This window comes from Clostridium amylolyticum, from assembly GCF_900142075.1.
GTDB lineage: Bacteria > Bacillota > Clostridia > Clostridiales > Clostridiaceae > Clostridium_AA > Clostridium_AA amylolyticum.
The window spans coordinates 104,492-126,448 of the sequence record NZ_FQZO01000007.1; the positions used below are offsets into that span (position 1 = coordinate 104,492).

General features: G+C 30.6%; 20 protein-coding genes, 2 pseudogenes and 1 riboswitch. Of the genes and pseudogenes, 2 read left to right on the top strand and 20 right to left on the bottom strand.

All coding sequences use genetic code 11. The annotated features are described in order from the left end of the window. Positions 1-84 precede the first annotated feature (84 nt). The 7 genes from BUA82_RS15415 to BUA82_RS20760 form a co-directional block, all read right to left on the bottom strand. Positions 85-636 (bottom strand): GNAT family N-acetyltransferase, encoded by a 552-nt coding sequence (locus BUA82_RS15415; protein WP_073010235.1) that lies wholly within the window; start codon positions 634-636, stop codon positions 85-87. Positions 637-792: 156 nt separating this feature from the next. Continuing rightward, positions 793-1,434, bottom strand: a complete 642-nt coding sequence (locus BUA82_RS15420) for a lactate utilization protein (protein WP_073010238.1) — start codon at positions 1,432-1,434, stop codon at positions 793-795. Between the two features lie 244 nt (positions 1,435-1,678). Then, on the bottom strand, positions 1,679-2,671 hold the full coding sequence (gene add, locus BUA82_RS15425; protein ID WP_073010241.1) for an adenosine deaminase: 993 nt from the start codon (positions 2,669-2,671) through the stop codon (positions 1,679-1,681). 196 nt (positions 2,672-2,867) lie between these two features. Then, positions 2,868-2,967: riboswitch (purine riboswitch) on the bottom strand. Then, positions 2,964-3,419 carry a YhfM domain-containing protein gene (locus BUA82_RS15430; RefSeq protein ID WP_073010244.1) on the bottom strand — a complete coding sequence of 152 codons (456 nt, stop codon included), beginning with the start codon at positions 3,417-3,419 and terminating at the stop codon, positions 2,964-2,966. It overlaps the preceding riboswitch by 4 nt. Before the next feature lie 752 nt (positions 3,420-4,171). Further along, positions 4,172-4,813 (bottom strand): HAD-IA family hydrolase, encoded by a 642-nt coding sequence (locus tag BUA82_RS15435; protein WP_242948989.1) that lies wholly within the window; start codon positions 4,811-4,813, stop codon positions 4,172-4,174. A gap of 248 nt (positions 4,814-5,061) precedes the next feature. Continuing rightward, positions 5,062-6,987 (bottom strand): ribosomal protection-like ABC-F family protein, encoded by a 1,926-nt coding sequence (gene abc-f / locus BUA82_RS15440; protein ID WP_073010246.1) that lies wholly within the window; start codon positions 6,985-6,987, stop codon positions 5,062-5,064. Between the two features lie 389 nt (positions 6,988-7,376). Continuing rightward, positions 7,377-7,520, bottom strand: a complete 144-nt coding sequence (locus BUA82_RS20760; RefSeq protein WP_178140748.1) for a hypothetical protein — start codon at positions 7,518-7,520, stop codon at positions 7,377-7,379. 279 nt (positions 7,521-7,799) lie between these two features. Here BUA82_RS20760 and BUA82_RS15445 point away from each other — a divergent pair, with 279 nt between their 5' ends. Beyond that, positions 7,800-8,576 carry a 3-hydroxybutyrate dehydrogenase gene (locus BUA82_RS15445; RefSeq protein ID WP_073010247.1) on the top strand — a complete coding sequence of 259 codons (777 nt, stop codon included), beginning with the start codon at positions 7,800-7,802 and terminating at the stop codon, positions 8,574-8,576. Between the two features lie 290 nt (positions 8,577-8,866). Here BUA82_RS15445 and BUA82_RS15450 read toward each other — a convergent pair whose 3' ends face one another. From BUA82_RS15450 to BUA82_RS15465, 4 genes are all read right to left on the bottom strand, one after another. Beyond that, positions 8,867-9,355, bottom strand: coding sequence for a hypothetical protein (locus BUA82_RS15450; protein WP_073010249.1), 489 nt, complete (start codon positions 9,353-9,355; stop codon positions 8,867-8,869). Positions 9,356-9,518: 163 nt separating this feature from the next. Beyond that, positions 9,519-9,974, bottom strand: coding sequence for a hypothetical protein (locus BUA82_RS15455; RefSeq protein ID WP_073010251.1), 456 nt, complete (start codon positions 9,972-9,974; stop codon positions 9,519-9,521). Positions 9,975-10,148: 174 nt separating this feature from the next. After that, a complete protein-coding gene (locus BUA82_RS15460; protein WP_073010252.1) occupies positions 10,149-11,951 on the bottom strand; it encodes an LTA synthase family protein in 1,803 nt (600 codons plus the stop codon). Positions 11,952-11,966: 15 nt separating this feature from the next. Next, the gene (locus BUA82_RS15465; RefSeq protein ID WP_073010254.1) at positions 11,967-13,415 is read right to left on the bottom strand and encodes a glycosyltransferase family 39 protein; all 1,449 of its coding nucleotides are present in this window, start codon (positions 13,413-13,415) and stop codon (positions 11,967-11,969) included. Positions 13,416-13,642: 227 nt separating this feature from the next. On the opposite strand from BUA82_RS15465, the gene BUA82_RS15470 reads away from it, so the two are divergent. Further along, positions 13,643-13,855, top strand: a complete 213-nt coding sequence (locus BUA82_RS15470) for a hypothetical protein (RefSeq protein ID WP_073010256.1) — start codon at positions 13,643-13,645, stop codon at positions 13,853-13,855. Between the two features lie 85 nt (positions 13,856-13,940). On the opposite strand, the pseudogene BUA82_RS21020 reads toward BUA82_RS15470, so the two are convergent. The 9 genes and pseudogenes from BUA82_RS21020 to BUA82_RS15505 all read right to left on the bottom strand — a co-directional run. Next, positions 13,941-14,043, bottom strand: a pseudogene (locus BUA82_RS21020) (IS982 family transposase); the annotation flags it as partial. After that, a complete protein-coding gene (locus tag BUA82_RS15475) occupies positions 14,031-15,524 on the bottom strand; it encodes a glycosyltransferase family 39 protein (RefSeq protein ID WP_073010607.1) in 1,494 nt (497 codons plus the stop codon). The pseudogene BUA82_RS21020 and the gene BUA82_RS15475, both read right to left, overlap by 13 nt. Positions 15,525-15,948: 424 nt before the next feature. Then, positions 15,949-16,104: pseudogene (locus tag BUA82_RS21195) on the bottom strand (serine hydrolase); the annotation flags it as partial. Positions 16,105-16,208: 104 nt separating this feature from the next. After that, entirely contained in the window at positions 16,209-17,693 is a 1,485-nt protein-coding gene (locus tag BUA82_RS15480; protein ID WP_073010258.1) for a sulfatase, read from the bottom strand. 106 nt (positions 17,694-17,799) lie between these two features. Further along, complete coding sequence (locus BUA82_RS15485) at positions 17,800-19,248, bottom strand: arylsulfatase (protein WP_073010260.1); 1,449 nt, start codon at positions 19,246-19,248, stop codon at positions 17,800-17,802. A gap of 99 nt (positions 19,249-19,347) precedes the next feature. Continuing rightward, positions 19,348-20,160, bottom strand: a complete 813-nt coding sequence (locus tag BUA82_RS15490; protein WP_073010263.1) for a PTS system mannose/fructose/sorbose family transporter subunit IID — start codon at positions 20,158-20,160, stop codon at positions 19,348-19,350. Next, positions 20,160-20,942 carry a PTS mannose/fructose/sorbose/N-acetylgalactosamine transporter subunit IIC gene (locus BUA82_RS15495; RefSeq protein ID WP_073010266.1) on the bottom strand — a complete coding sequence of 261 codons (783 nt, stop codon included), beginning with the start codon at positions 20,940-20,942 and terminating at the stop codon, positions 20,160-20,162. Before BUA82_RS15495 ends, BUA82_RS15490 begins: the two co-directional genes overlap by 1 nt. A gap of 36 nt (positions 20,943-20,978) precedes the next feature. Continuing rightward, positions 20,979-21,452, bottom strand: coding sequence for a PTS sugar transporter subunit IIB (locus BUA82_RS15500; RefSeq protein WP_073010269.1), 474 nt, complete (start codon positions 21,450-21,452; stop codon positions 20,979-20,981). A gap of 24 nt (positions 21,453-21,476) precedes the next feature. Further along, positions 21,477-21,908 carry a PTS sugar transporter subunit IIA gene (locus BUA82_RS15505; protein WP_073010272.1) on the bottom strand — a complete coding sequence of 144 codons (432 nt, stop codon included), beginning with the start codon at positions 21,906-21,908 and terminating at the stop codon, positions 21,477-21,479. Positions 21,909-21,957 lie beyond the last annotated feature (49 nt).

Consider the following 21,957-nt stretch of genomic DNA (forward strand, 5'->3'; position numbering starts at 1 on the left):
GCCCCCATTATTCATTAATAAAACCAGGCTTGTCCACTCAAATGAACAAGCCTGGTTTCAATTCACTCAGAGCTTTATAATATTTTATATTTCCTTGCTATTTACTTTACTTTTCCAATCCTCTAATAGTAACCCCATAACATATTCATCATGATACTCACCATCTCTAAAAAGTTCCTGTCTTAATATCCCTTCTACCTGGAAACCGCATTTCTCATAACATTTTCTTGCTCTTTCATTAAAAGAAAATACGTTTAATTTTATTTTATTTATATTCATCTGCTGAAAAATGAACTTATTCAAAACCTTAATTGCATCAGTTCCATAGCCTTTTCCCCAATAGCGCTTATCTCCGATCATTATCCCTATAGTAGCAACCCTATTTAGCCAATCTAAGTTATTAATACCACATCCACCTATATAGCTTCCCGTTTCCAAATCTTCTATAGCGAAATTATAATTATTCTTTTCCTTTAAGAGGCTTTCAAACCATGACTCTTCCTGTTCATATATAGTAGGGAAAGGAACATCAGTTACAAGTAATCTCTTTACTTCCATATCATTTACATAGCTATAAGCTAAAGCAATATCTTCTCTCTTGTACTCCCTTAATTTAATTTTATTTCCATAATACATATATATCCCCCTCTTTTTCTATATTATACCATAATTAATATTATACACTTTTATCTATGTGCAATCTCCTATTATATCCTTTTTAAAATTAGAGTAAATGCATGCTTATAAGCATTATCAATAATTTGTTCCTTGTAACTTCACTATCACCTTTTATTAATATCCCAAGATTTTATTAACTATTATTACTTTTACTCTCCCTTTAATGAACTGTCCCTTAATCACAACAAAATCATTACAAATTCTATTAGGACTGCTGCAGTCCACACAGCATCCAAGTTTTGTGCAAGGAGTATCTTTTCCTAGTCTTTTAGCATCTATAGGTGCCGAATAATTTCTAACTCTATTTTCTGCTTCCTCCAAATTTCTTACTAGTTTATTAAAACCAACTACAATAATTACCTGTTTGGGTCCGTAAATTATAGGCGCTACTCTGCTTCCATTGCCATCTATATTATATAACTCTCCATTTTCTGTAATAGCATTACACCCAGATAGAAATGTATCAGAAGAAAAATTTTTCAAATAAATTTCTCTTTTTTCTTCCGTAGAAATGTCTGCTTTGTACTTGTCTATAAAATTATAAGGTTCATTTCTAAGAAAGTCCCGTACTCCAGTTTCTTTAAGGGTTACAGAATCTCCTACTCCCACGAGAGAACCTTCAGGTATAAGATTTCTTATTTTTTCTATTAATTCCACTTCGTTTTCCACATAATATCCTTCCATATTATGCTTGTTTAAATTGTTTATAGTTTTTTCTATCCTTTTCTCTATAAACCATTTAATATTTTCTTCCATGTATTTTCCTCCTAATTCAATAGTAAATTCTAATTTTTTTCATAGCTATCTTTATGTTATTTATTAAAATACACAAAAAAATTATCTGTATTTATCCATTCATCTATGTAAATTTTACCCTAATCATTTAAAAGGTAAAAGTTAAATATAATTATATTTCATAATGCTTAAGTACATCTAGTAAATTAACATAAAAAGTCTTCCTGTATTGTTTTTTATATACAGGAAGACTTCTTATTATTAATTATATTATTGCCCTAAGAGCTTTTTTAGTTTCTTCATCTATAAATGCTGCTTCTACACTGTTTAGATAGATGTTTTTATAATCTTCAATGGTTAGGTGGAATTCTTTATCTATCTCCTGCAATTCCCTGGTTAATGTAGTATTAGAAACTGTTCTGTTGTCAGTATTCATGGTAACCTTTATACCATCTTTCAAAAATTCGTAGAAAGGATGCTCCTTTAAACTTTTTACTGCTTTGGTTTGAACATTGCTAGTAGGACATACTTCTAGGGTTATGCCTTTGCTCTTCACTATTTCATAGGCTGTAGGGCAATTTTTAATATATATTCCATGTCCTATTCTTTCTGCCCCTAATAGCTCTATAGCTTCTAAGACATTTTTCCCAATGCCGTTTTCTCCTGCATGTATGGTTAATTTATATCCTAAAGCCACTGCCTTTTTAGCTGCCTCTATAAACCTTAATGAAAATCCTTCATCTTCTGCTCCTGCTAAGTCTACAGCTACAACACCATGATTCAAAAACTGCGTAGCCTCTTCTATGACTTCAAATATTGTTTCCTCAGGAACATTCTTTAAAAAAGATAAAATAATATTTCCCTTGATATTATATAATTCTTCAGCAGCCTTAATACCTTCTAGTACGCTTTCAATAACATCATTGGTGGTAAGTCCTTTATTGACATGCTGCAAGGGTGCAAATCTTACCTCCAAGTACTTTATGTTTTCTTCAGCAGCGTCTTCAAAAAGTTCATAGGCAACTCTTCTTAAGCTTTCTTTAGACTGCATTACCATAATAGGTATTTGAAACCTAGATAAATACTCCTCCAAGGACTTACACTCTAGAGGTGCAATAATCAGCTTCTTAATATCATTAATATTATACGATGGTATTTCAATATTCTCTTTTTTAGCTATATCCATAATAGTTTCTGGTCTCACACTTCCGTCTAAATGACAATGTAACTCAACTTTAGGTAACAACTTAAAATCCATAATTTCTCCTTTACTAATTATTTTAATATTTTAGTTTTTTAATTTTTTATTATTTAATTTTTTATTATTTAATTTATATTGCTATTTTCATTTATTATATTTCTTTATTAATACTTAGAGTATGCTATTTTAAAAAATATAAATTACTATGATATTTTTTAAAGGTATAAAAAAATCCTGATCACAAAGAAAATACACCAAAATGTACCTTCTTCGTAATCAGGAATTAATGGTTCCTGGTAGAAACCCCTAACCCATATCGTTAGAGTTATACGAATTTATATTATAATTACTAATTACCTTTTTCAAATAATAAAGTTTTTATTTCTTCAGTAGTTTCCTCATCTAAATAAAAATATCCAATATTACTTATTACTGCTCTTTTTGAATTCTTGTCCACCCACAGGCTAAAACTTTTTTTATCTATATTTTTATATATAAGCCTTATTTCATGATGCAGCTCATTTTTTTTAACATACCCCAGATCCTTAGGCTCTTCTTCAGCACTCTCAATGGAAGCAACTATTTTATTTATGATTTTTTTGTCCTTTATTGTGCTAATAACTTCTGACTTAAAACTATTGTCTTGTCCAGATATTGGAGTTAGACGTTGAATCTTAATCTCAGTAAGTGAAAATTTATTTATTTTATTTTTTTTATAGCCACAACCACCGAGAGTAAAAATCATAAAAATAGACATGAGAATAACTAAACTGTTAACATATTTTTTCTGTCTAATGTTCCCCATAATATTTATACACTCCCCCACATTATCCATTGTTTCTATAACAAATATACTTATAAAGCATTAAACATGAATGTGTTTAAATCAACCTATTTAAATCCTTTATTCCCCCAAGCCTTATTATGAATCATGGATAAATCATATCACTACAAATATTATTATACTATTATAATCACTGTAATTGTCAAGCATTACCATAAATTTGCATTTTGTGACGATTAATGTCGATGGGTTTTAAAACATAAAAAAGAAGTTAGAACCGTTGCTTAAATAAAATTTTCTTAGCAACAGTCCTAACTTCTTTGGTGTTTTGGCGGATTATTATCAGTCAATAAACCTGGTCTCCTTCCTAAATGCCAATCCATTATTCTCTCTAAAAGCTAAATGATTCTCTTTTAATCAATTCATTTATATTAACTCTTTATTAAAGAGGAATAAAGAATGGAAAGTATGTTTGGTAAATCAATAATTATATTGGTGGTCTCACTCCTTTAACTAATTAATATTTTAGAAGTACCCTTCTAAGATTAATTACTATCACCTCCAGAAATTTAAATTTTAAATCTAAAACTTGAAACTTTAAAAATAGAGGTTAGTAAATATTGTTTTGATTTATTGAAGTATTTATTAATATCATAATACATTATTCAGAATATTATGTCAAGCTTTATCATAGTGAATTATTTGTTAAGGAAATAAATGGAACTGCCCCTGGGGTGATTACATTTTATGTAATCACCCCAGGGGCAGTTCCATCATTTTCCACCAATTATGTTTTCTAATTCCTTTAATGAGGTAATATTGTAATCTGGCATTACACTGCTTACTATGTTGTTAGTGTCATATAGACAGCTCCTAACCCCTGCCTCTTTGGCTGCTAATATTTCATATTCTCTATCGCCTACAATTAGGGCTTCACCTTTGCTTATGTGATATTTTTCTATAAGATACAAAAAGGCTTCTGGATGGGGTTTTCTTTTAAATCCATTGTGTTTTGTTACAATTTCAGTAAATAAATCCAGCATGCCTTGATACTTTAGAAACTTTTGGGTTGTACCACCTCTATGAGTTACAATAAAGTTTCTTCCTCCTGCTGATACTATGCCTTCACAAATTTCTTTAGCATAATTAAAAGGAATTGCAGACTCAGGTTTCACATTTCTATGGTAGGCTTGGAATTTTTCCATAAAATCTTCTCTCAGCTGGTACATCCCACTATAATGTTTTGCAGCGTCTCTAGCAGAAACTTTCATAAACCCCAATATTTCTTCAGGATCCGCCTCCACCCCACTATCTAATAATGCTAATCTAAAGGCATTTACCATTCCAGGATAAGTATTGAAAAGTGTACCATCAAAATCCCATAAAACATCAGTATATCTAATTTCCTTAATCACAAAGTCACTCTCCTTATATATTCATATCTTAATACTCTTAATAAAAAAGGACTTATTACTAACAGCTTTATCTTGTAATAAGTTCTTTTAGCTTCTAATTTTCTTATATTCTGCCTTTAGTATAATACCTTCTTCCTTGTAATTTCAAGACAAATAGAAAACAGTTAAACAACCTTTCTAAAACTTATCTTCATACCCCTGAGTCACTTACATAAAATGTAAGTACCTCAGGGGTAGACCCATATTTTTTACATATGTATCCAGAGTTCCATTAGTTCATCTAACTTGCTGGTCAATAATCTTTTTTTCTGTTCACACTTACTTAGCTTTTCATAGTCATATCCTATTAGGAGCATTTCTTCCTCTATGGATTTAATTTGTAACTCCAAGGTTGCGATATTTTCTTCCAGTTGCCTCTTCTTTTCCTGTGCTTTCTTATTTGCTTTTTCATCTTCAGATTTTAGTATCACAGGCTTATTTTTTTCAACTTGGGGAGAAATGGTTCTATCAACTAAATTAGCCTTACTTCTTTCAGCTAGAAGCTGTATCTTCTTTTCTTTATAATACTCATAGTTACCTTCATAGCTTACAAAACCCTTGTTTTCTAGGGATACTATCCTTTTAGAAATCTTATTTATGAAGTATCTATCGTGAGATATAAATAATATTGTGCCTTTGAAGTTAATTAAGGTTTCTTCTAAAGTTTCTATGGAATCAATATCTAAATGGTTAGTAGGTTCATCTAGAATAAGAAGATTTACATCCTCATAAAGAAGCTTAGCTAGCATAAGCCTGCTCTTTTCTCCTCCAGATAAATTTTTAACCTTTCTATAAACCATCTCACCAAAAAACATAAATTTAGAGAGATACTCTCGTGCTTTGCCTTCTAATATCTCTATATCTTCTCTAAAACACTCAACTATGGTTTTATCTTCATCCTTAAAATTAATTTGCTGCGGAAGATATCCTATCTTTGTGCTAGCACCTAGTACAGCTTTTCCCTTGTCAGCTGCTTCTTCATTTAGAAGAATCTTTAAAAGCGTAGACTTACCACTGCCATTAGGACCTATTAAAGCTACTCTTTCAGCATATCTTATGAGCATCTCACCATTAAGGAACAACTCTTTATCTCCAAAGCTTTTACATAGCTCCTTTACCTTCACCACTTCATTTCCAGACCTATCAGCGGCGTTAAAATTAATTTTCATGTTTTGCTTCTCAAGTATTGGCTTATCTATCCTCTCCATTTTATCTAATCTCTTTTGCATGCTAGCAGCTCTTCTAAAAAATTTATTGTTATCTGCTCTTATTGCCCAATCCCTTAAATCCTTAATAGCTTTTTCCATAGCTTTTATCTTTTTTTGCTGCTCTTGGAAAGCTTCAAACTGAAGCATCATATTATTTTCCTTTTCATTAACATAGTGAGTATAATTACCCTTGTAAGTCGTTGTTTCCATATCCTCTACTTCCACAATCTTGGTTACTACTCTATCTAAAAAATATCTATCATGAGAAACTATAACCACTATGCCTTTATAAGTATTTAAGTATCCCTCCAGCCATTCTAATGTGTCCATATCTAAATGATTGGTGGGTTCATCTAATAAAAGTATATCGGGATTCTCCAAAAGTATTTTACCTAACACTACTCTAGTTTTTTCTCCTCCACTTAAACTTCGAAACTTCTGTCTTAGAAAATCTTCTTTAAAATCTAAGCCTGTGCATACCTTGCTTAGCTTTTCTTCCTTTTCATAGCCACCTGAGCCTTCATAAAGGTGTTGAACTTGACTGTATTTGTTCAATATGCTTTGAAACTCTTTTTCACCAAAGGTACTCTCATCACTATTTTGAAGTTTTTCTTCCAGATTATTCATTTTAATTTCTAAAGGCTTAAGAGAGTCAAAGGCTTTTGATAAAACTTCCTCTGCAGAATAATCCTCACTGTATTCTGGTATTTGATTAAGATATCCCAAGGTTAAACCTTTTTTTATAAACATATCTCCCTTGTCTAAACTTTCAATACCTGCAATAATTTTTAGAATGGTGGTTTTTCCACTTCCATTAGCCCCTACTATACCAACTCTCTCCTTTGTTTGTACCTCAAAGGTTACATTGCTAAGCACCTGTACTGCTCCAAAATATTTTACAACTCCATTTAATGCTAATTCAATCATTATTAACTCCTCCTTTTAAGGATACCCTTAAAGGCACTTGCCGAATTTTTTCTTTTAGCTTCTACAAAAATCATAACCTTAGTTACAATTTTCCAATGGTAAATATGAAAGCTCAAAAAATCCGGGCAAGTAGTTCCTGCCCGGATTATAATTATACTATGATGCAATTACCATGATTTTAAAATAATTAAATATTATCGCTCATGATTTTAATGTTATAGCTTAACAAAAAATATGTTAACCACGAAATAACAAAAAAGCTTAACAATTAAATAGTGACATAATTAATGATCATCATAAATATAAATAAAAACCGGGCAAGTTCACCTTCACCCGGATATCTTCTTAATTTTCTTTTTAATTATGTTATTAATTAATGATAATTAATCTTATCTGGTAAAAAGATGATTACTTACTTTTATTAAACCATATGCAATTTTGGACGCACTTCTAGCCTGGAATGCAGAATTTGCTGAAATTCTGTTAGAAGTTGGTATTATATTTTGCAATGTGTTTAATACGCAAACTGCCATCTTTAAACCTCCTAAAATTTATTTTCACTTCTATTATATCCTTATTTCTATATAATATCAACCATAATTTGTAAGCACCCCTGGGGTGCTTACATAAACTGTAAGTTCCCCAGGGGCAATACCTATTTTTCCCAAATTATCTGCACATTTTTATTGTAACACATCAGCAAAATTGCATAAATAATCAGAATATTTTGCTTTAATAATTTCTTTCTATGATATAATTTATTTAGGTAAACAAAACAAACATAAAGTTGAAAACTCAAGGAGGTATTGAATATGTTTCAAGGCAAGGTTGCCATGATAACCGGATCTACTAGCGGTATAGGCTATGAGATTGCAGAAAAATTAGGTGAGCAGAAGGCAAAGGTAGTTATAATAGGTAGGAATCAAGGTAAGCTTAACGCTGCTGTAGAAGGTTTAAGATTTAAAGGCTACGATGTTTTAGGTCTTCCATTAGATATGGGGGAAGAACAAAATGTAAAAATAGCTATTGATGAAACTGTAAAGAAATATGGCAGATTAGATATTCTTATAAATAATGCCGGTGTGCAGCATGTATCCCCTATTGAAGACTTTCCTTCTGAAAAGTTTGAAGCTATGATAAAGCTTATGCTTATAAGCCCCTTTTACTCTATTAAATATGCCTTCCCTATAATGAAAGAACAAAAATACGGTAGAATAATAAACATGGCATCTATAAATGGTTTAGTCGGCTTTGGAGGAAAAGCTGCTTATAACAGTGCCAAGCACGGTCTTATAGGCCTTACCAAAGTTTCCGCCTTAGAAGGTGCTCAACATGGTATTACAGTAAATGCCCTATGTCCTGGATATGTGGATACTGAGTTAGTTAGAAATCAACTTTCAGACCTAGCCAAAACAAAAAATGTAGCTTTAGAAAAAGTTTTAGAAGAAGTTATTTACCCCTTAGTACCTCAAAAACGATTGCTAGATACAAGTGAAGTAGCTGATTATACCTTATTCCTTGCTAGTGACAGCGCTAGAGGGGTTACTGGACAAGCAGTGGTTATAGATGGCGGGTATACTGCTCAATAAAGCCATTTAGTGATCAAGTGATTCTTAGCTTCAGATGGACTTACTTAAAAAGAATACCCTCTCCAGCTGAAGCTTAGAAGAACTTATCCAGGATCTTAGCGCTCATTACACCACCAATTGAATAAGTGGGGGTATTAGGAGCGGTTAGCTATCGGATAAACAATAATTAAATATAAATATGATTAACATGATAGGCAGGCTTTAAGAATGAAGCCTAAAAACATAAAAGATTCTCCTAACCTCACGCTAGGAGAATCTTTTATTATAACTTTAATTATTAAAGTAAGGGGCTATTTTAAAGCAGTCTTTGTTTCTTGTAAATAATCAGAAAGCCATTTAGAATTAATGAGATAACCTGTTTCTATGGTCTCACCCTTCTTGTGGTCTTTAACCTTGGCAATAATATAAACAGAATTACTATTATTCTGAATTAACAGGAACTCCCTGTTTGCATTTATAGTTCTGCTGCTATCCTTATCATTATTTATTATACTGCCATCTAAAAACATTTGAAGCATAGGAGCATCACTAGGATATGAAAGATTTTTTGTTTTTACTTTCTTTTTATTACTGCTTAAAAGTTCAGTGCTTATCTTGTCTACATCTTGAGACGGAATTTTATAATCATAGGATAAGCCCTTTTTACCTTCAAAGACCAAATTGGTTACAATATTTTTACCCTCAAAGGTAAAATATGAATCAGTTTTTTTCCCATCAAATAATAGCCATGCTCCTAAAATCAAAAATCCAGCTACTATTAGAATATAAGTCCTGCGCATAAATTAAATCCTCTCCATAATCCATTCATGTATATTATATTTACTTTTATAACCCTCATTACTTTAGGGATACAAAATATTCTATCTCTTATATAAATATATTGCTACAAATTAACTTAAGGCTATAATTTGCTTAATAATTCTGAAAATTTATCATAGAAATTCACTCTTCGTCAATTACATTAAAAGTGAAATCCTTTGGCAATATTGACTTAATAAAGTCTGCATCTTCATCTTTTAACCATCCAGTTACAAACTCACTGCCATAATGCTGACAGGATATTAAATATTCCTCGTCCTTTTTTAGGTTTACTCCAAACCACTTAATTTTACCTTCTTTATCTAAAGGAAAATTCAGCACCTCATCTATAAATTCTTCACTTATGCTGTTTTGGAAAGAAACCATCTTTGCGGCATAACTTTCGGTTTCTTTACCTAACTTAGAAGCAGAATCCACAGCTTCCTTTTCATCTTCCCAACAATCCAATCTAAAGCCAGTACACTTGTCTATAAAATATTCCATTAAAGGCTTCCAATATTGGTAAGTAACAGGAATACTGATTCCACTAGCTGTGTCTTTAGTCACGTTGTTCTCGAAGTTAACATAAAACCTTCCCATAATTATCACTACTCCTTTATACTTTTAGTCTGGAACATAATGCATATTCCTTTAACTATTATTGTTCCATAAACACCTTAGAAAATCCTCTATAAAAATCAAATATATTTTATTTTTTTTATAATGTTAACTTTATATCAGTTAATATTATATATGTATACATTAAGTAATTATTTAATTAACCTTTTTGGTATTAACATAATAATTATTTTTTATTATTTTATCTGAAATGTCATAGGCTTTCTCTAATTTTCTCTTTTCTTCCTCTGTAGGGTTTCCTACTACTGTACCACCCTTTATAACAGATGCATCTCTTTTTGTATTTAATAAATTCCTTCCCATCTGTACATTTTCTGTATCTACGCCTAATAAATATGCTACAGTTGGCATAATATCAATGTGTCCACCTGTTGTGGTTATGTTTTTTGATGGTATTCCTTTACCATATACTATAAAAGGTACTTGTCTTTTATTTTCTTGCCACCATTCTCCCGGCATATCTACTGCTGCTACATCATCTTCATAATACTTATGAATTCCCCCATGATCACCATATATAACCACAATAGTATCATTAATAAGTCCTTCTTCTTCTAATAGTTTTAGGAAGTGACCTATTTGTTCATCTGCATAATGAATACTTTGAAAGTACCCCCCCATTTTATTTTCATCTAATTCTTTTGGTAAATTTAATTTTCTATAATCCTTTTTTATATCAAAAGGTCCATGACTGGCTAAGGTGCATACTGTTGCAAAAAATGGTTTCTCTAATTTTGATAGCTTTGGAGCAAACTGATTATATAAACTTCTATCTGATAACCCAAATCCAACATACTCATCTATCTTATACTGTTCAATATCCCATATTTGTTCAAAACCTAATGCCATCTTAGCAGCTTGTGTAAAATTCCAATCTCCGCTTCTTTCAGCATGAGACAAAACTGTTGTGTACCCCTCTTTTTCTAATAACCTTGGTAAAGATTTATACTTAACTTCTGGATGTGTTAAAAATGTTATACTATCTCCTAAAGGTAATACTCCTGAACCCGCCATCATATCCATGTCAATGCTGTTTCCTGCATTGTTTTGCTCATATATGTTATTAAAGTATAAACCATCTTTTATTATCTTATTTAAATTAGGAGTTATTTCTTGTCCATAGGCCTCTTGATTTACTACGAAATTTTCTAAAGACTCAATTTGAAGAAACACCACATTTTTATTCTTTGCTAAAGCATAGTATTCATTATTAGGTAAATTTTCATTGTTCCAATTTAACCACTCATCAATATCTTTAATATCCTTTTCATCTATTTCAGGTCTAACTTTATTTATTGTTTCATATATCTCATATACATGATGTCCAAGTGGTGACCTGTATGCAACCTTAGAAGAGGTGCTCCAAGATGCTTGCCAATCTTTTTGAACAAACCTTACATTATTTCCAGCAATTTTTTTAGTATCAAACAAATAGTGCCATCCAAATACTATCCCTAAGCACATTATAATACCTAAAAATGATATTTTAATGCTTCTATGAAACTTCAGCTTATTCCCTTGCTTAAAGTAAATAAAAATAAATATTAATATATCTATAAGGAATAATAAATCAATTATATTGGGATTAAACATCTTTCCCCCTAAGGAATTAAAAGCTTCCTTGAAAAAGATATATTTTAATTCTAATAAATACCCGCTTCCTCTATAAACCCACATATCAGCAATTAATAAAATTGAATATAAGGTGTTTATTATAATTAGATATTTAAATGAGTTTTTGTGCTCAAATAAAAATGCTGGGAAAATCAATATTCCTAGTATAGCTAAATGTGGTACTAACCCATATATATCAAAACTAGTTGCATAAAAACTTTTACCAGTATTTGACGAAATAATAGAGGTAAATATAATGCTTTTTAAATGCATCAGTACAAAGATTTTAATTATTAACATCAATTCTTTACTCGTTTTTTTCATCTAAACTCTACTCCCCTACACTTCTTCTTTTTTCCTATGTTTAAAAGAAATAAGCTCTATTCCTTCAATAGCTAGTACAATTAAAACCCAAGAAGCAATATATGAATATCTCCCTTGAGCTTCTGTAATTAAATATAGTAATGCATATCCACAAAAAATTATATAGAATAAATTTATCTCTTTATTTTCATCTATCTTTTTCCTATTAAATAGTCCTATAAATATTAAAAGAATAATACAATTATATATTAATTGTAAAACTTTCCTTCCTGAAGGCATGATATCAAGTTTTATATCATCCTTGGGTACATCTAACTGTGACCAGAAAACCCCTGACAAGTCCCCTTCATTCCATTGATCTGCAAATTTATTAATATAAAAATTTAATAATTTACGTGGTGGTGTTGTAGTCAATCTTTCAACTATGATTTTCTTGCTAGCTTCATGTATCTTGTCATAATCATAATTATACATTTCTGATATGGCTGCATCTTCACTATTCCACTTCCCCTTATTTTCATAATTTGTACCTTTAAGAACATTTGTTATCTTAGGTTCAATGCCTTTTGTTAATGAGTTTTCTGTGATTTTCATATATTGCAAAGAAGCGCTTACTACAAACATTACTAATAAGTATGGCACTAAGTACAGAAGTAAGTGTTGTATCTTAACTATTAGCTTATCATCCCTATATATTAATAAATACATACCATAAGCAATTACCATAATTATTGCTACCATTCTAAACAAATTTCCAAAGGCTAATACTACACCTGAAAGCACAAAATAATATCCACTATTCTTTTTCTTCATTGCTCCTAATAACAGGTAAATGCTTAATAAGTAAAAGGGGATAGCTATATTTTCTGTGCAAAACACCGCCGTATAGGTTATTAACGGCGGAAACACTGAAGCTAATGCAGCTGCAATTAATCCCTTCTTTTCACTATTAAACATTTTCCTAACTATTAGATATATTAAAAACACACTTAAAACTCCTAAGGATAAATTAACCATTTTCATTATTAGTAGATTATGAACAGGAAATAATTTTATCATCAATGCCATATATAAAACCATTATTGTTAAGTGAGGAAACCTAGCCATATATGAGGTTCCCCAAAACATACTTCTATCACCTTTAAGGAAATATCCAGCACTATCATATATTACTTTAAAATCTGAAACTGGAATGCTATTAACGTTTAATAACCAAAGTGCTCTTAATGCAAAAGCACATACCAAAATTAAAACCACCTGATTTTTAATGTTTATAGTACTATTAATTATTTTATATAGTGAGAATATTACTATAGCAAATATAAAAAATACACAAGCTATATTAAAACTAAATTCTTTTATTATTTTAGATATGATATCTCTACTCGTATACAAAATTATTGCTATTAAAATCTTAAGTGCAGTCAATATAAATGTCGTAAACTTATCTTTAAATCTTTTCAAGGATAAGCTCCTCCTTATCTATTATAATTAGCTATTTACATAATATTATTTTTATAGATTAAACAGTTATTGATAATTTTGACAATCAACTGTTTTAGTATATCATTTATTTAAAAAAAGTTCATATTTCTTACATTCATAAATATTTTATTTTATCTATAAATTAAAAACATAGGTTATAAAATTAATCTTATTCTCATTTAATATATTATAAGGAGTGAGAAGAGATGCTAGATTTTAATAATTGTACTCCAGAAGAATTAGCTCTAGCAGCAGAAGCTCTAGCTCTTGCCTTAGCTAAAGACCGTAGTTCAGATTATATAAATGTATTAGGAAACCTACTAGTAGCTGTGGGTAGCATAATGCTCACCATTGCCGCTCAACAGCAAAACATTAAGAGTATGCAGGAAAGTATGAATAATAAAAATACTAAAGATTAAGTATACTCATGGTTATACTTAATCTTTAGTCTGTAAGAAAATAACCTGAAAATTTTAACCATACTTTTTCAGAATCAATAGTTTAAATTTCATCTACTATAAATTAAAGTTATGATTTCACTGTCTGACATCACAGCTTTATCTATAGTACTACGATACTTTATATGTGCTGGAGTTACTTTTTGAAAACTGTTACCGACATCATTGTCATCATCTTTATTTTTCTTTGGCTTTTATTATTCCTAATATTAAAAACAATAAGATCTATTCCTTCAACAGCTAGTACAACTAAAACCCAAGAAACTATATATGCGTATCTTTGTTGAAATTCTATAATTAAATGTAACAGCCCATATCCGCAGAAAATTATATAAAACAGATTGATTTCTTTATTTTTATATATACCTTTTCTATTAAATAATCCTATAAATATCAAGATGATTATACAAGCATAAATTAGCTGAAAAATCATTCCTCCAGTATTGGTTAAGTCAAATCTTATGTTATCTTCAGGCACATATAACTGAGACCAATACACTCCTGACATATCTCCCTCACTCCATTGAAGAGCAAACTTCTTAATGTAAAAAGCAACTAATTTAAGAGGTGGAGTAGTAGTTAATCTCTCAATTATTATTTTTTTACTAACCTCATTTATCTTATCATGATCATAATTATAAATTTCTGGTATGGATGCATCTTCAACATTCCATGCACCTCCATTTTCATAATTCGTACCTTTAAGAATACTGATTATCTTAGGTTCACTACCTTTTGTTAATGAATTTTCTGTAATTTTCATATATTGCAAAGAAGTACTTACTAAAAATATTATTAAGAAATACGGTACTATATATAAAAGCAAGTATTGTATCTTCTCAGTTAATTTATTTTCACCATATACTAATAAATACATAACATAGGCAATTACTATGACTATTGCTACCATTCTAAATAGGTTTCCAAAGGCTAATAATATTCCTGAAAGAATAAGATAATATTTACTTATTTTTTGCTTCATTACCCTTAATAAAAGATAAACACTTAATATATAAAATGGTATAGCTATATTTTCTGTACAAAATACTGCTGTATAAGTTATGAAGGGCGGAAATACTGAAGCAAAAGCTGCTGCACTCAAGGACTTATTTTTATCATTAAATATTTCTTTAGCTATTAGATATATTAAAAATACAGATAAAACACCTAAAGATAAATTAACTATTTTCATTATTAATATATTATGAACGGGAAATAATTTTAGCATTAATGCCATATATAAAACCATAATTGTTAAATGTGGAAATCTAGCTATATATGATGTTCCCCTGAAGACACTTGTATTACCTTCAAGGAAATCCTTAGCACACTTATATATTGTCCCAAAATCTGAGGTTGGAAAGCTATTAACATTTAATAGCCAAAGTCCTCTTAAGGCAAAAGCGCATAGCAATATTAAAATTAACTGCATTTTAGTGTCCATTTTACTGTTAATTACCTTATATAATAAAAATATAGCTATAGCAAATATTAAAAATACCAAACAAAGAGTAAAATTCAATTCCTTACTGAACTTAAATGTGGTACCTATACTTGTAAGCATAATCACTGCCATTAAAAACTTAAGCGCATTTAATATAAATGCGGTAAACTTATCTTTAAAACCCATGAACAATAAGCTACCTCCTTATAATTTATAATTAGTTAATTATCCAATAATATACTTGTAAAGAAAATACTGCTAATAATTTTAACAGTCATGTTTTAGTATATCATCCGCTTACAAATATGTCATATTTTATCAGTACCTTTTTATTGGTAAAAATATAGTTTTTCATTTGTATTCTTAGGAAATCTAGAAATATGTATTAGGAAACCTATTAGTAACTGTAGGCAACATAATGCTCATCATTGCAGCTCAAAAGCAAAATATTAAGAATATGCAGGAAAATATCAACAGTAACAAGGAAAATTTATAACGCTCTACCGTACTTAAGCCTTGTCTTTATAAAATAAATAACCTCTAAAAGATTGATAGTTTAAGACCGTGAGATTCAGCCTATATCAACCTTTTAGAGGTAGTTAGTTAGTTACTATTTATTTTTTTGATAATCGTATATGATTTGTGAAACCTTTGCTATGGATTCAGATGCATTAGAGAGATTATTAGTATAAACTACTAATATGTAAGGTTTATTTGTATAGATAATACCTACATCACTAATATATGAGCCATAGATACCAATTTTATGAGCACAAGTGCTCCTTGGTAGATTTCATAAAAAAATGCAACATAGAAGGTTCTTTTTATCTGCAGCAATATAATCATTTATTATATTCACAAAATGTGGATTTAGCAATTTTTCCCAAGACTCAATCTCTCCAATTGCTCCTCTGGCGATTCCATTTCTTTTAAACCCTTCATAAGTAATTTTATATATTTATTTTCTAAAGCCTCATCTTTAATTGGCTTCGTTTGTAAATAGTCCTCAACTATATTAAAAAGCATGTTTTCCTTTGTATAACTGATTCCATCTACTACATTATCTATTATAGAAGGATTTTCTATTGGTATTTTATAAACTGGATAATTTGTTCTTTTTAAGAATCTTCCCATTTCAATTTTCTCTTCTATTCCTTTACCTAAATACTTTCTTATAGTTGTAGGTATACAAGTATATTCATAACAAGGTTTATTTTCTTCATTATGTCCTCTAAAGTAGGTGTATTTTCCATCTGTTACATTTACGGCTAATCCATGATATCCATATAAAGCATATTCTCTTTCATAACAACAGTTTTCTGCTATAGGTTTCCAGGACTTGCCCTGAACCTCATTGGGTATATTAAATTCATTATAGTCAAGAACCGTTGGCATAATGTCAATATTTTGTGTTATATCATTAACCCTTTCCCCTGCTCTATTTCCTCCTGGGAAACGTACCAATAGTGGAATATTAGATAATTCATTATACATATGCATATAATTCTTTCCGAAATAATTCCTTTCTCCTAAGAAATATCCATGATCTGTGGTTACTATAATTAAAGTATCCTCATAAATATTTAAATCCTTGAGTTTTTGTACGAACTTTCCGAAATGATTATCTGTCATAGTTAACAAAGCTGCATATCGTTTATTTATATATTCTAGAGCATCCTCTGGGACATCCACTTCACTATAAGTAGGAGTTTCAAAATACGGTCCCTTATATGTACAATTGTACATGTCCATATATTTATCAGGCACATCAAAAGGTTCATGTGGATCAAAGGTTTCCACCAACAGGAAGAAATCATCATGATCTTTATTATCTTCTAACCAATTAGCTGCTGATGCAAATGTCTTTGGAGTAGGGTATTCTTCTTCTGTTTTCCATTGTGTTCTATTCCACTGATATTGTTTTCTTAACTTGCCATAATAATCCTTTGGCATGTAAGAAGGATCATCTAACCTCGATATCCATGGATCTCCTTCCTGTCCTCTATAAAAATCCCAGGTATTAAATTGTTGCACATAGTCTTCCCCACCCAACCTAAAATAATGAGGATGATCTGTTACTATATGGCTAAAGATATTTCTTTCAGCTAACACCTTTGGTAAAGTCATGTCAAAAGGCTCTATAGGCCCCCAGGATCTTTCTAAGAAATTTAGTCTTCCTGTTAATATATCTCTTCTTGCAGGCATGCAGGGGGCTGATCCTACCCAATGATTCTCAAAAGTAACCGATTCTTTTGAGAATGCAGTTAAGTTAGGAGTTTTTACCCAAGTGTTCCTATTATATACCTCAAGATAATTTCTTTTTAGTGTATCCATTAAAACAACTACAGTTCTCATTACCATCCCTCTTTCCTAGTTTACTTAAAGCAGGTTCTTCTAAGTATAAGATGAAATTTATCTTTTTAAGCTCTTATCAAAATATTCTTATGAGAATTTTCAATTATTATAATATGTGACTTAATACATCCAAAGGCTTTCTTTTAATAATAAGCTCTTTGCCATTTGTATATCCTTCTTCTCTTCCTTCTAGATCTTTAATTAATAAGCTTCTAAGATAATTTATTCTATCTTTATAAACTTCTTCGCTTATACGATTTTTTAACTCAAAAGGATCTTCTTCCAAATTAAAAAATTGTTCTTTACCAGTTTGAGAAAACCATATATATTTTTCTCTTCCATTTGTTATATAATGATTGGAGTCTTCTCCATAGGCATGTTCACCATGAATGTATTCTCTCCATTTTACATTTTTTTCATCTTCAATAAGGTTTTTTAAACTTAATCCATCCACAGTATTAGGAATATCTATACCAGCACAATCTAATAATGTTGGCATAATGTCCATAAGTTCTGTTGTTTCCTTAAATACTTTTCCCTTTTCTCCCTTTAGGTGATTACCTGGATCATATATAATAAACGGTATTTTTGCACTACCTTCATAAGGTAATGCTTTTCTAAGTAAATTATGATCTCCTAGCATATCACCATGGTCTGATGTAAATAATATAATAGAATTTTTCAATTCTTTATATTCATCTAAAGCTATTAAGAATCTTCTAATCTGATGATCTATATGTGTTATTGAACCATAATAAGCTGCTCTTGCCTTTTTTAACGCAGTTTTATCTAACTTTCCCTTTTTAGCATTAATGTCTAACCCTTGTCCAACTTGTAAATCCTCACACCATTCTCCCAAAACAGGTTCTTTAAGATCTTTATTTATATATTCATCATAATAAAACTGTGGAGGATCTAATGGTGAATGCGGTCTCACAAAAGACATCTTTAAAAAGAATGGTTTTGTATTGTCCCTTCTTCTTAAAAAGTCTATAGACTCTGATACTACCCAATTGGTTGGATGACTTTGTTCCTTATATCCCCAAGGTCTAGCTACCCATGAGTTACGATCTAAACCTATATCCGTTAAATCTACTGAAGCTCCTTCTTTTTCTTTAAACCACTTTAAATAATCATCGCTTTGTTCAAATTGCGTGCCACTTTCTTTATTTCTACCTCTGCTAAATAGGAAATATCCATTATGAAGAACAACATTATGAAAGCCACACAAATATCTTTCTGGATACACATGCATTTTTCCAACGCACTGAGTATGATATCCAGCCTTAGCAAACTCAGAAGCTATAGTATTTTCATACTTCCAGGGTATACCGTCTTTATATCCTACTCTTCCATGATTTTTAGGTGCCATTCCAGTTAAAACTGAGGCACGAGCTGCTATACAGCTTGGAACTGCAGCATATGCGTTTTTAAAATTATATCCTTGCTTTGCCATCATATCTAAATTTGGCGTTTCTATATCAGGATGTCCATTTATACCAAGACAATCTCCCCTCATTTGGTCCACCATTATTAAGATTATATTAGGTTTCATATATAATGACCTCCAAAATTAATATTAACCTATGTAGCTATTATGCATCACAAAGCTAGCTACATAGGCATATTTATTTCATCCAACTAAATACTTTTATTAAACTAATATACCTGCCATGGAAAGTACCACTGCAATTATTAAAATACTAAATATAATTGCAACTGCATGCTTACCATTCCATTTTTTCAGTAAGTATAAACATATCATTGTAATTGCTAAAGGAAGTAAATTAGGCATAACTTTATCAAGCATTTCTTGTAGCATTAATGGCTTCTCTCCTGCTGCAATTTGAACACCTAAACTAACTTTTACAGTAGTTGCGATTAATCCTCCTGCCACAATAACTCCAAGAACATTTGCCATATTAGCTAGTCTATCCAGCAATCCTTTCCCTTCACCAGAACTTAAGATTTCTCTACCTTTGGAATATCCAATATTAAGGCCATAATATTTAATTGGAATATATAATGCGTTTACAAGAATAAACATCAATATTGGGCCAAGAATATTTCCTTGAACTGCAAATGCTGCTCCTATACTGCCGCATATAGGCATCCATGTAAAGTTTAATAAACTATCACCAATACCTGCTAAAGGTCCCATTAAACTTGTCTTTATAGAAATTACGGAATCCTTTTCATCCTCCTCAGTTTTCTCTTCCATAGCAGATGTAACTCCTAATATAAACGGGATAGTTACAGGATGACTATTAAAAAATTCCAAGTGTCTTTTCATTGCTATTGTTTTTTCTTCTTTTGACTTATCTTTATATAGCTTTTTTAGTATTGGCTTTAAGCAATATAAGGTTCCTAAGCTTTGCATTCTTTCATAGTTATGTGACATTTGAATTAATTGAGATCTCCAAAAAACATCATTAAGTTCCTTTTTAGAAATTTTTTGTTCTTCCATTATAAATCCAAACCTCCTTCATAGTCGTCTGATACACTATTTACCGCAACAGGACTGCTTTGTTTTCTCATAATCAAATCATATAAGCCTGCAAAACACGCACCTATTAAAGCCAGGGCTACTGTTGGTAATTTTAGGAAGGTTGTTAAAGTAAATCCAAGAATTAAAAACATCCACATGTTTTTTCTTAACATCATCATAAGCAGCATTGCAATACCTACTGCTGGAATTATTTTTGATGCAACTGTTAAACCCTTCATAACGCCTGCTGGAATAATAGTCAAAACGTATTCTACTGCTGGAGCTCCTAAATATACAGCTATAAATACTGGTACCGCTCTACTTAAGAAGTAAAATATTGCTCCCATATATTGCAATTTATCAATCTTATCAAAATCACCGGTTTCTGCAATCTTATCCGCTTTATGTACTAAGCTAATATTTGAAGTCATAATTAACATTGATATTTGTTGAACTAACAATGAAACTGGTATGGCAACAGCAATTCCAGCTGCTTGTCCACCTCCTGATAAAATACCTATTGCAACACCAACTATAGATCCTGAAATTACATCTGGTGGCTGATATGCTCCTACATTATTTACACCTAGCCACATAAGTTCAAGTGTTCCTGCAATTATAAGTCCGCTTTTAATATCTCCTAAGATTACTCCTACCATAAAACCTGCAAGAAGTGGCTTTCTAAAACCTAAATGTGGACCAAATTGATCCCATGCACATAAACCCGCCCATGCAGCAATTAATAATGCTTTAATTAACATGAATAATGCCTCCCTCTCTTATATTTTTCATTTTGCTTATTTAATTAAATCTGAAAAATTTACACTATCGTCCTTTGGAACCATTTGAACCTTAACTTGGATGCCTTTTTCCATTAATTTTACAAATGCTTGCTCTTCTTCTGGTGTAACAGAAATAGCCTTAGTTAATCTTTTTCTTGTACTATTAAATCTCATTCCCCCTGCATTTATTTCTTTAATATCCCCTCCTCCTTCAACTACCTTTAATACATCCGTTGATGTTGTAAATAGCAGCATAGTGGTTTTCTTTATTTCATTTTTCTTTAAGATGTTTATGAATTGATTAACTCCAAACACTAAAACCTTTACACCTGGTGGCACTGCAAGACCAACCACAGATTTTTGTATTGGATCATTAGCAACTTTATCATTAATAATTAAAACTTGTTCTATTGCATAATCTTTAATCCAAGTAGTTGCAACTTGTCCATGAATTAACCTATCATCGATTCTAACTAATTTAATCCCCATACTTAATACCTCCTACTGTATTATTTATAATGAATCATATTCAAAGATTTCTTTACGCCCTAATTTATCATTTACATTAATAAATGTTTCTTTGTACACATTTTCCACTCTTCTTTTTATTTCTTCTATTGGTAATTCTCTAATAAGAAGTAATTCTAGTAGTACTGGTAAATTAAATCCTGTATAAACTACTACATCAGCACCACCTAATAATAAACTTGAACTAGAATTACTTGGAGTACCTCCAAATATATCTGCTAGTACTATTACTTCCCTATCATTTTTTACTTTTTCATATACTGCCTTTAATTCTTCAACTACATTCTGTAAATCCTTGTCGTCAGTTACAGATACAATCTCATAGTTTTCTTGCTTTCCTACTATCATTTCAGCACTTTTCATTGCGTATTTTGCAAATTCACCATGACTTATTAAAATAATTCCAACTTCATTCATTAGTTTTAACCCTCCTTCCACAAATATAAATAGCAAGTTCCATGCCAAC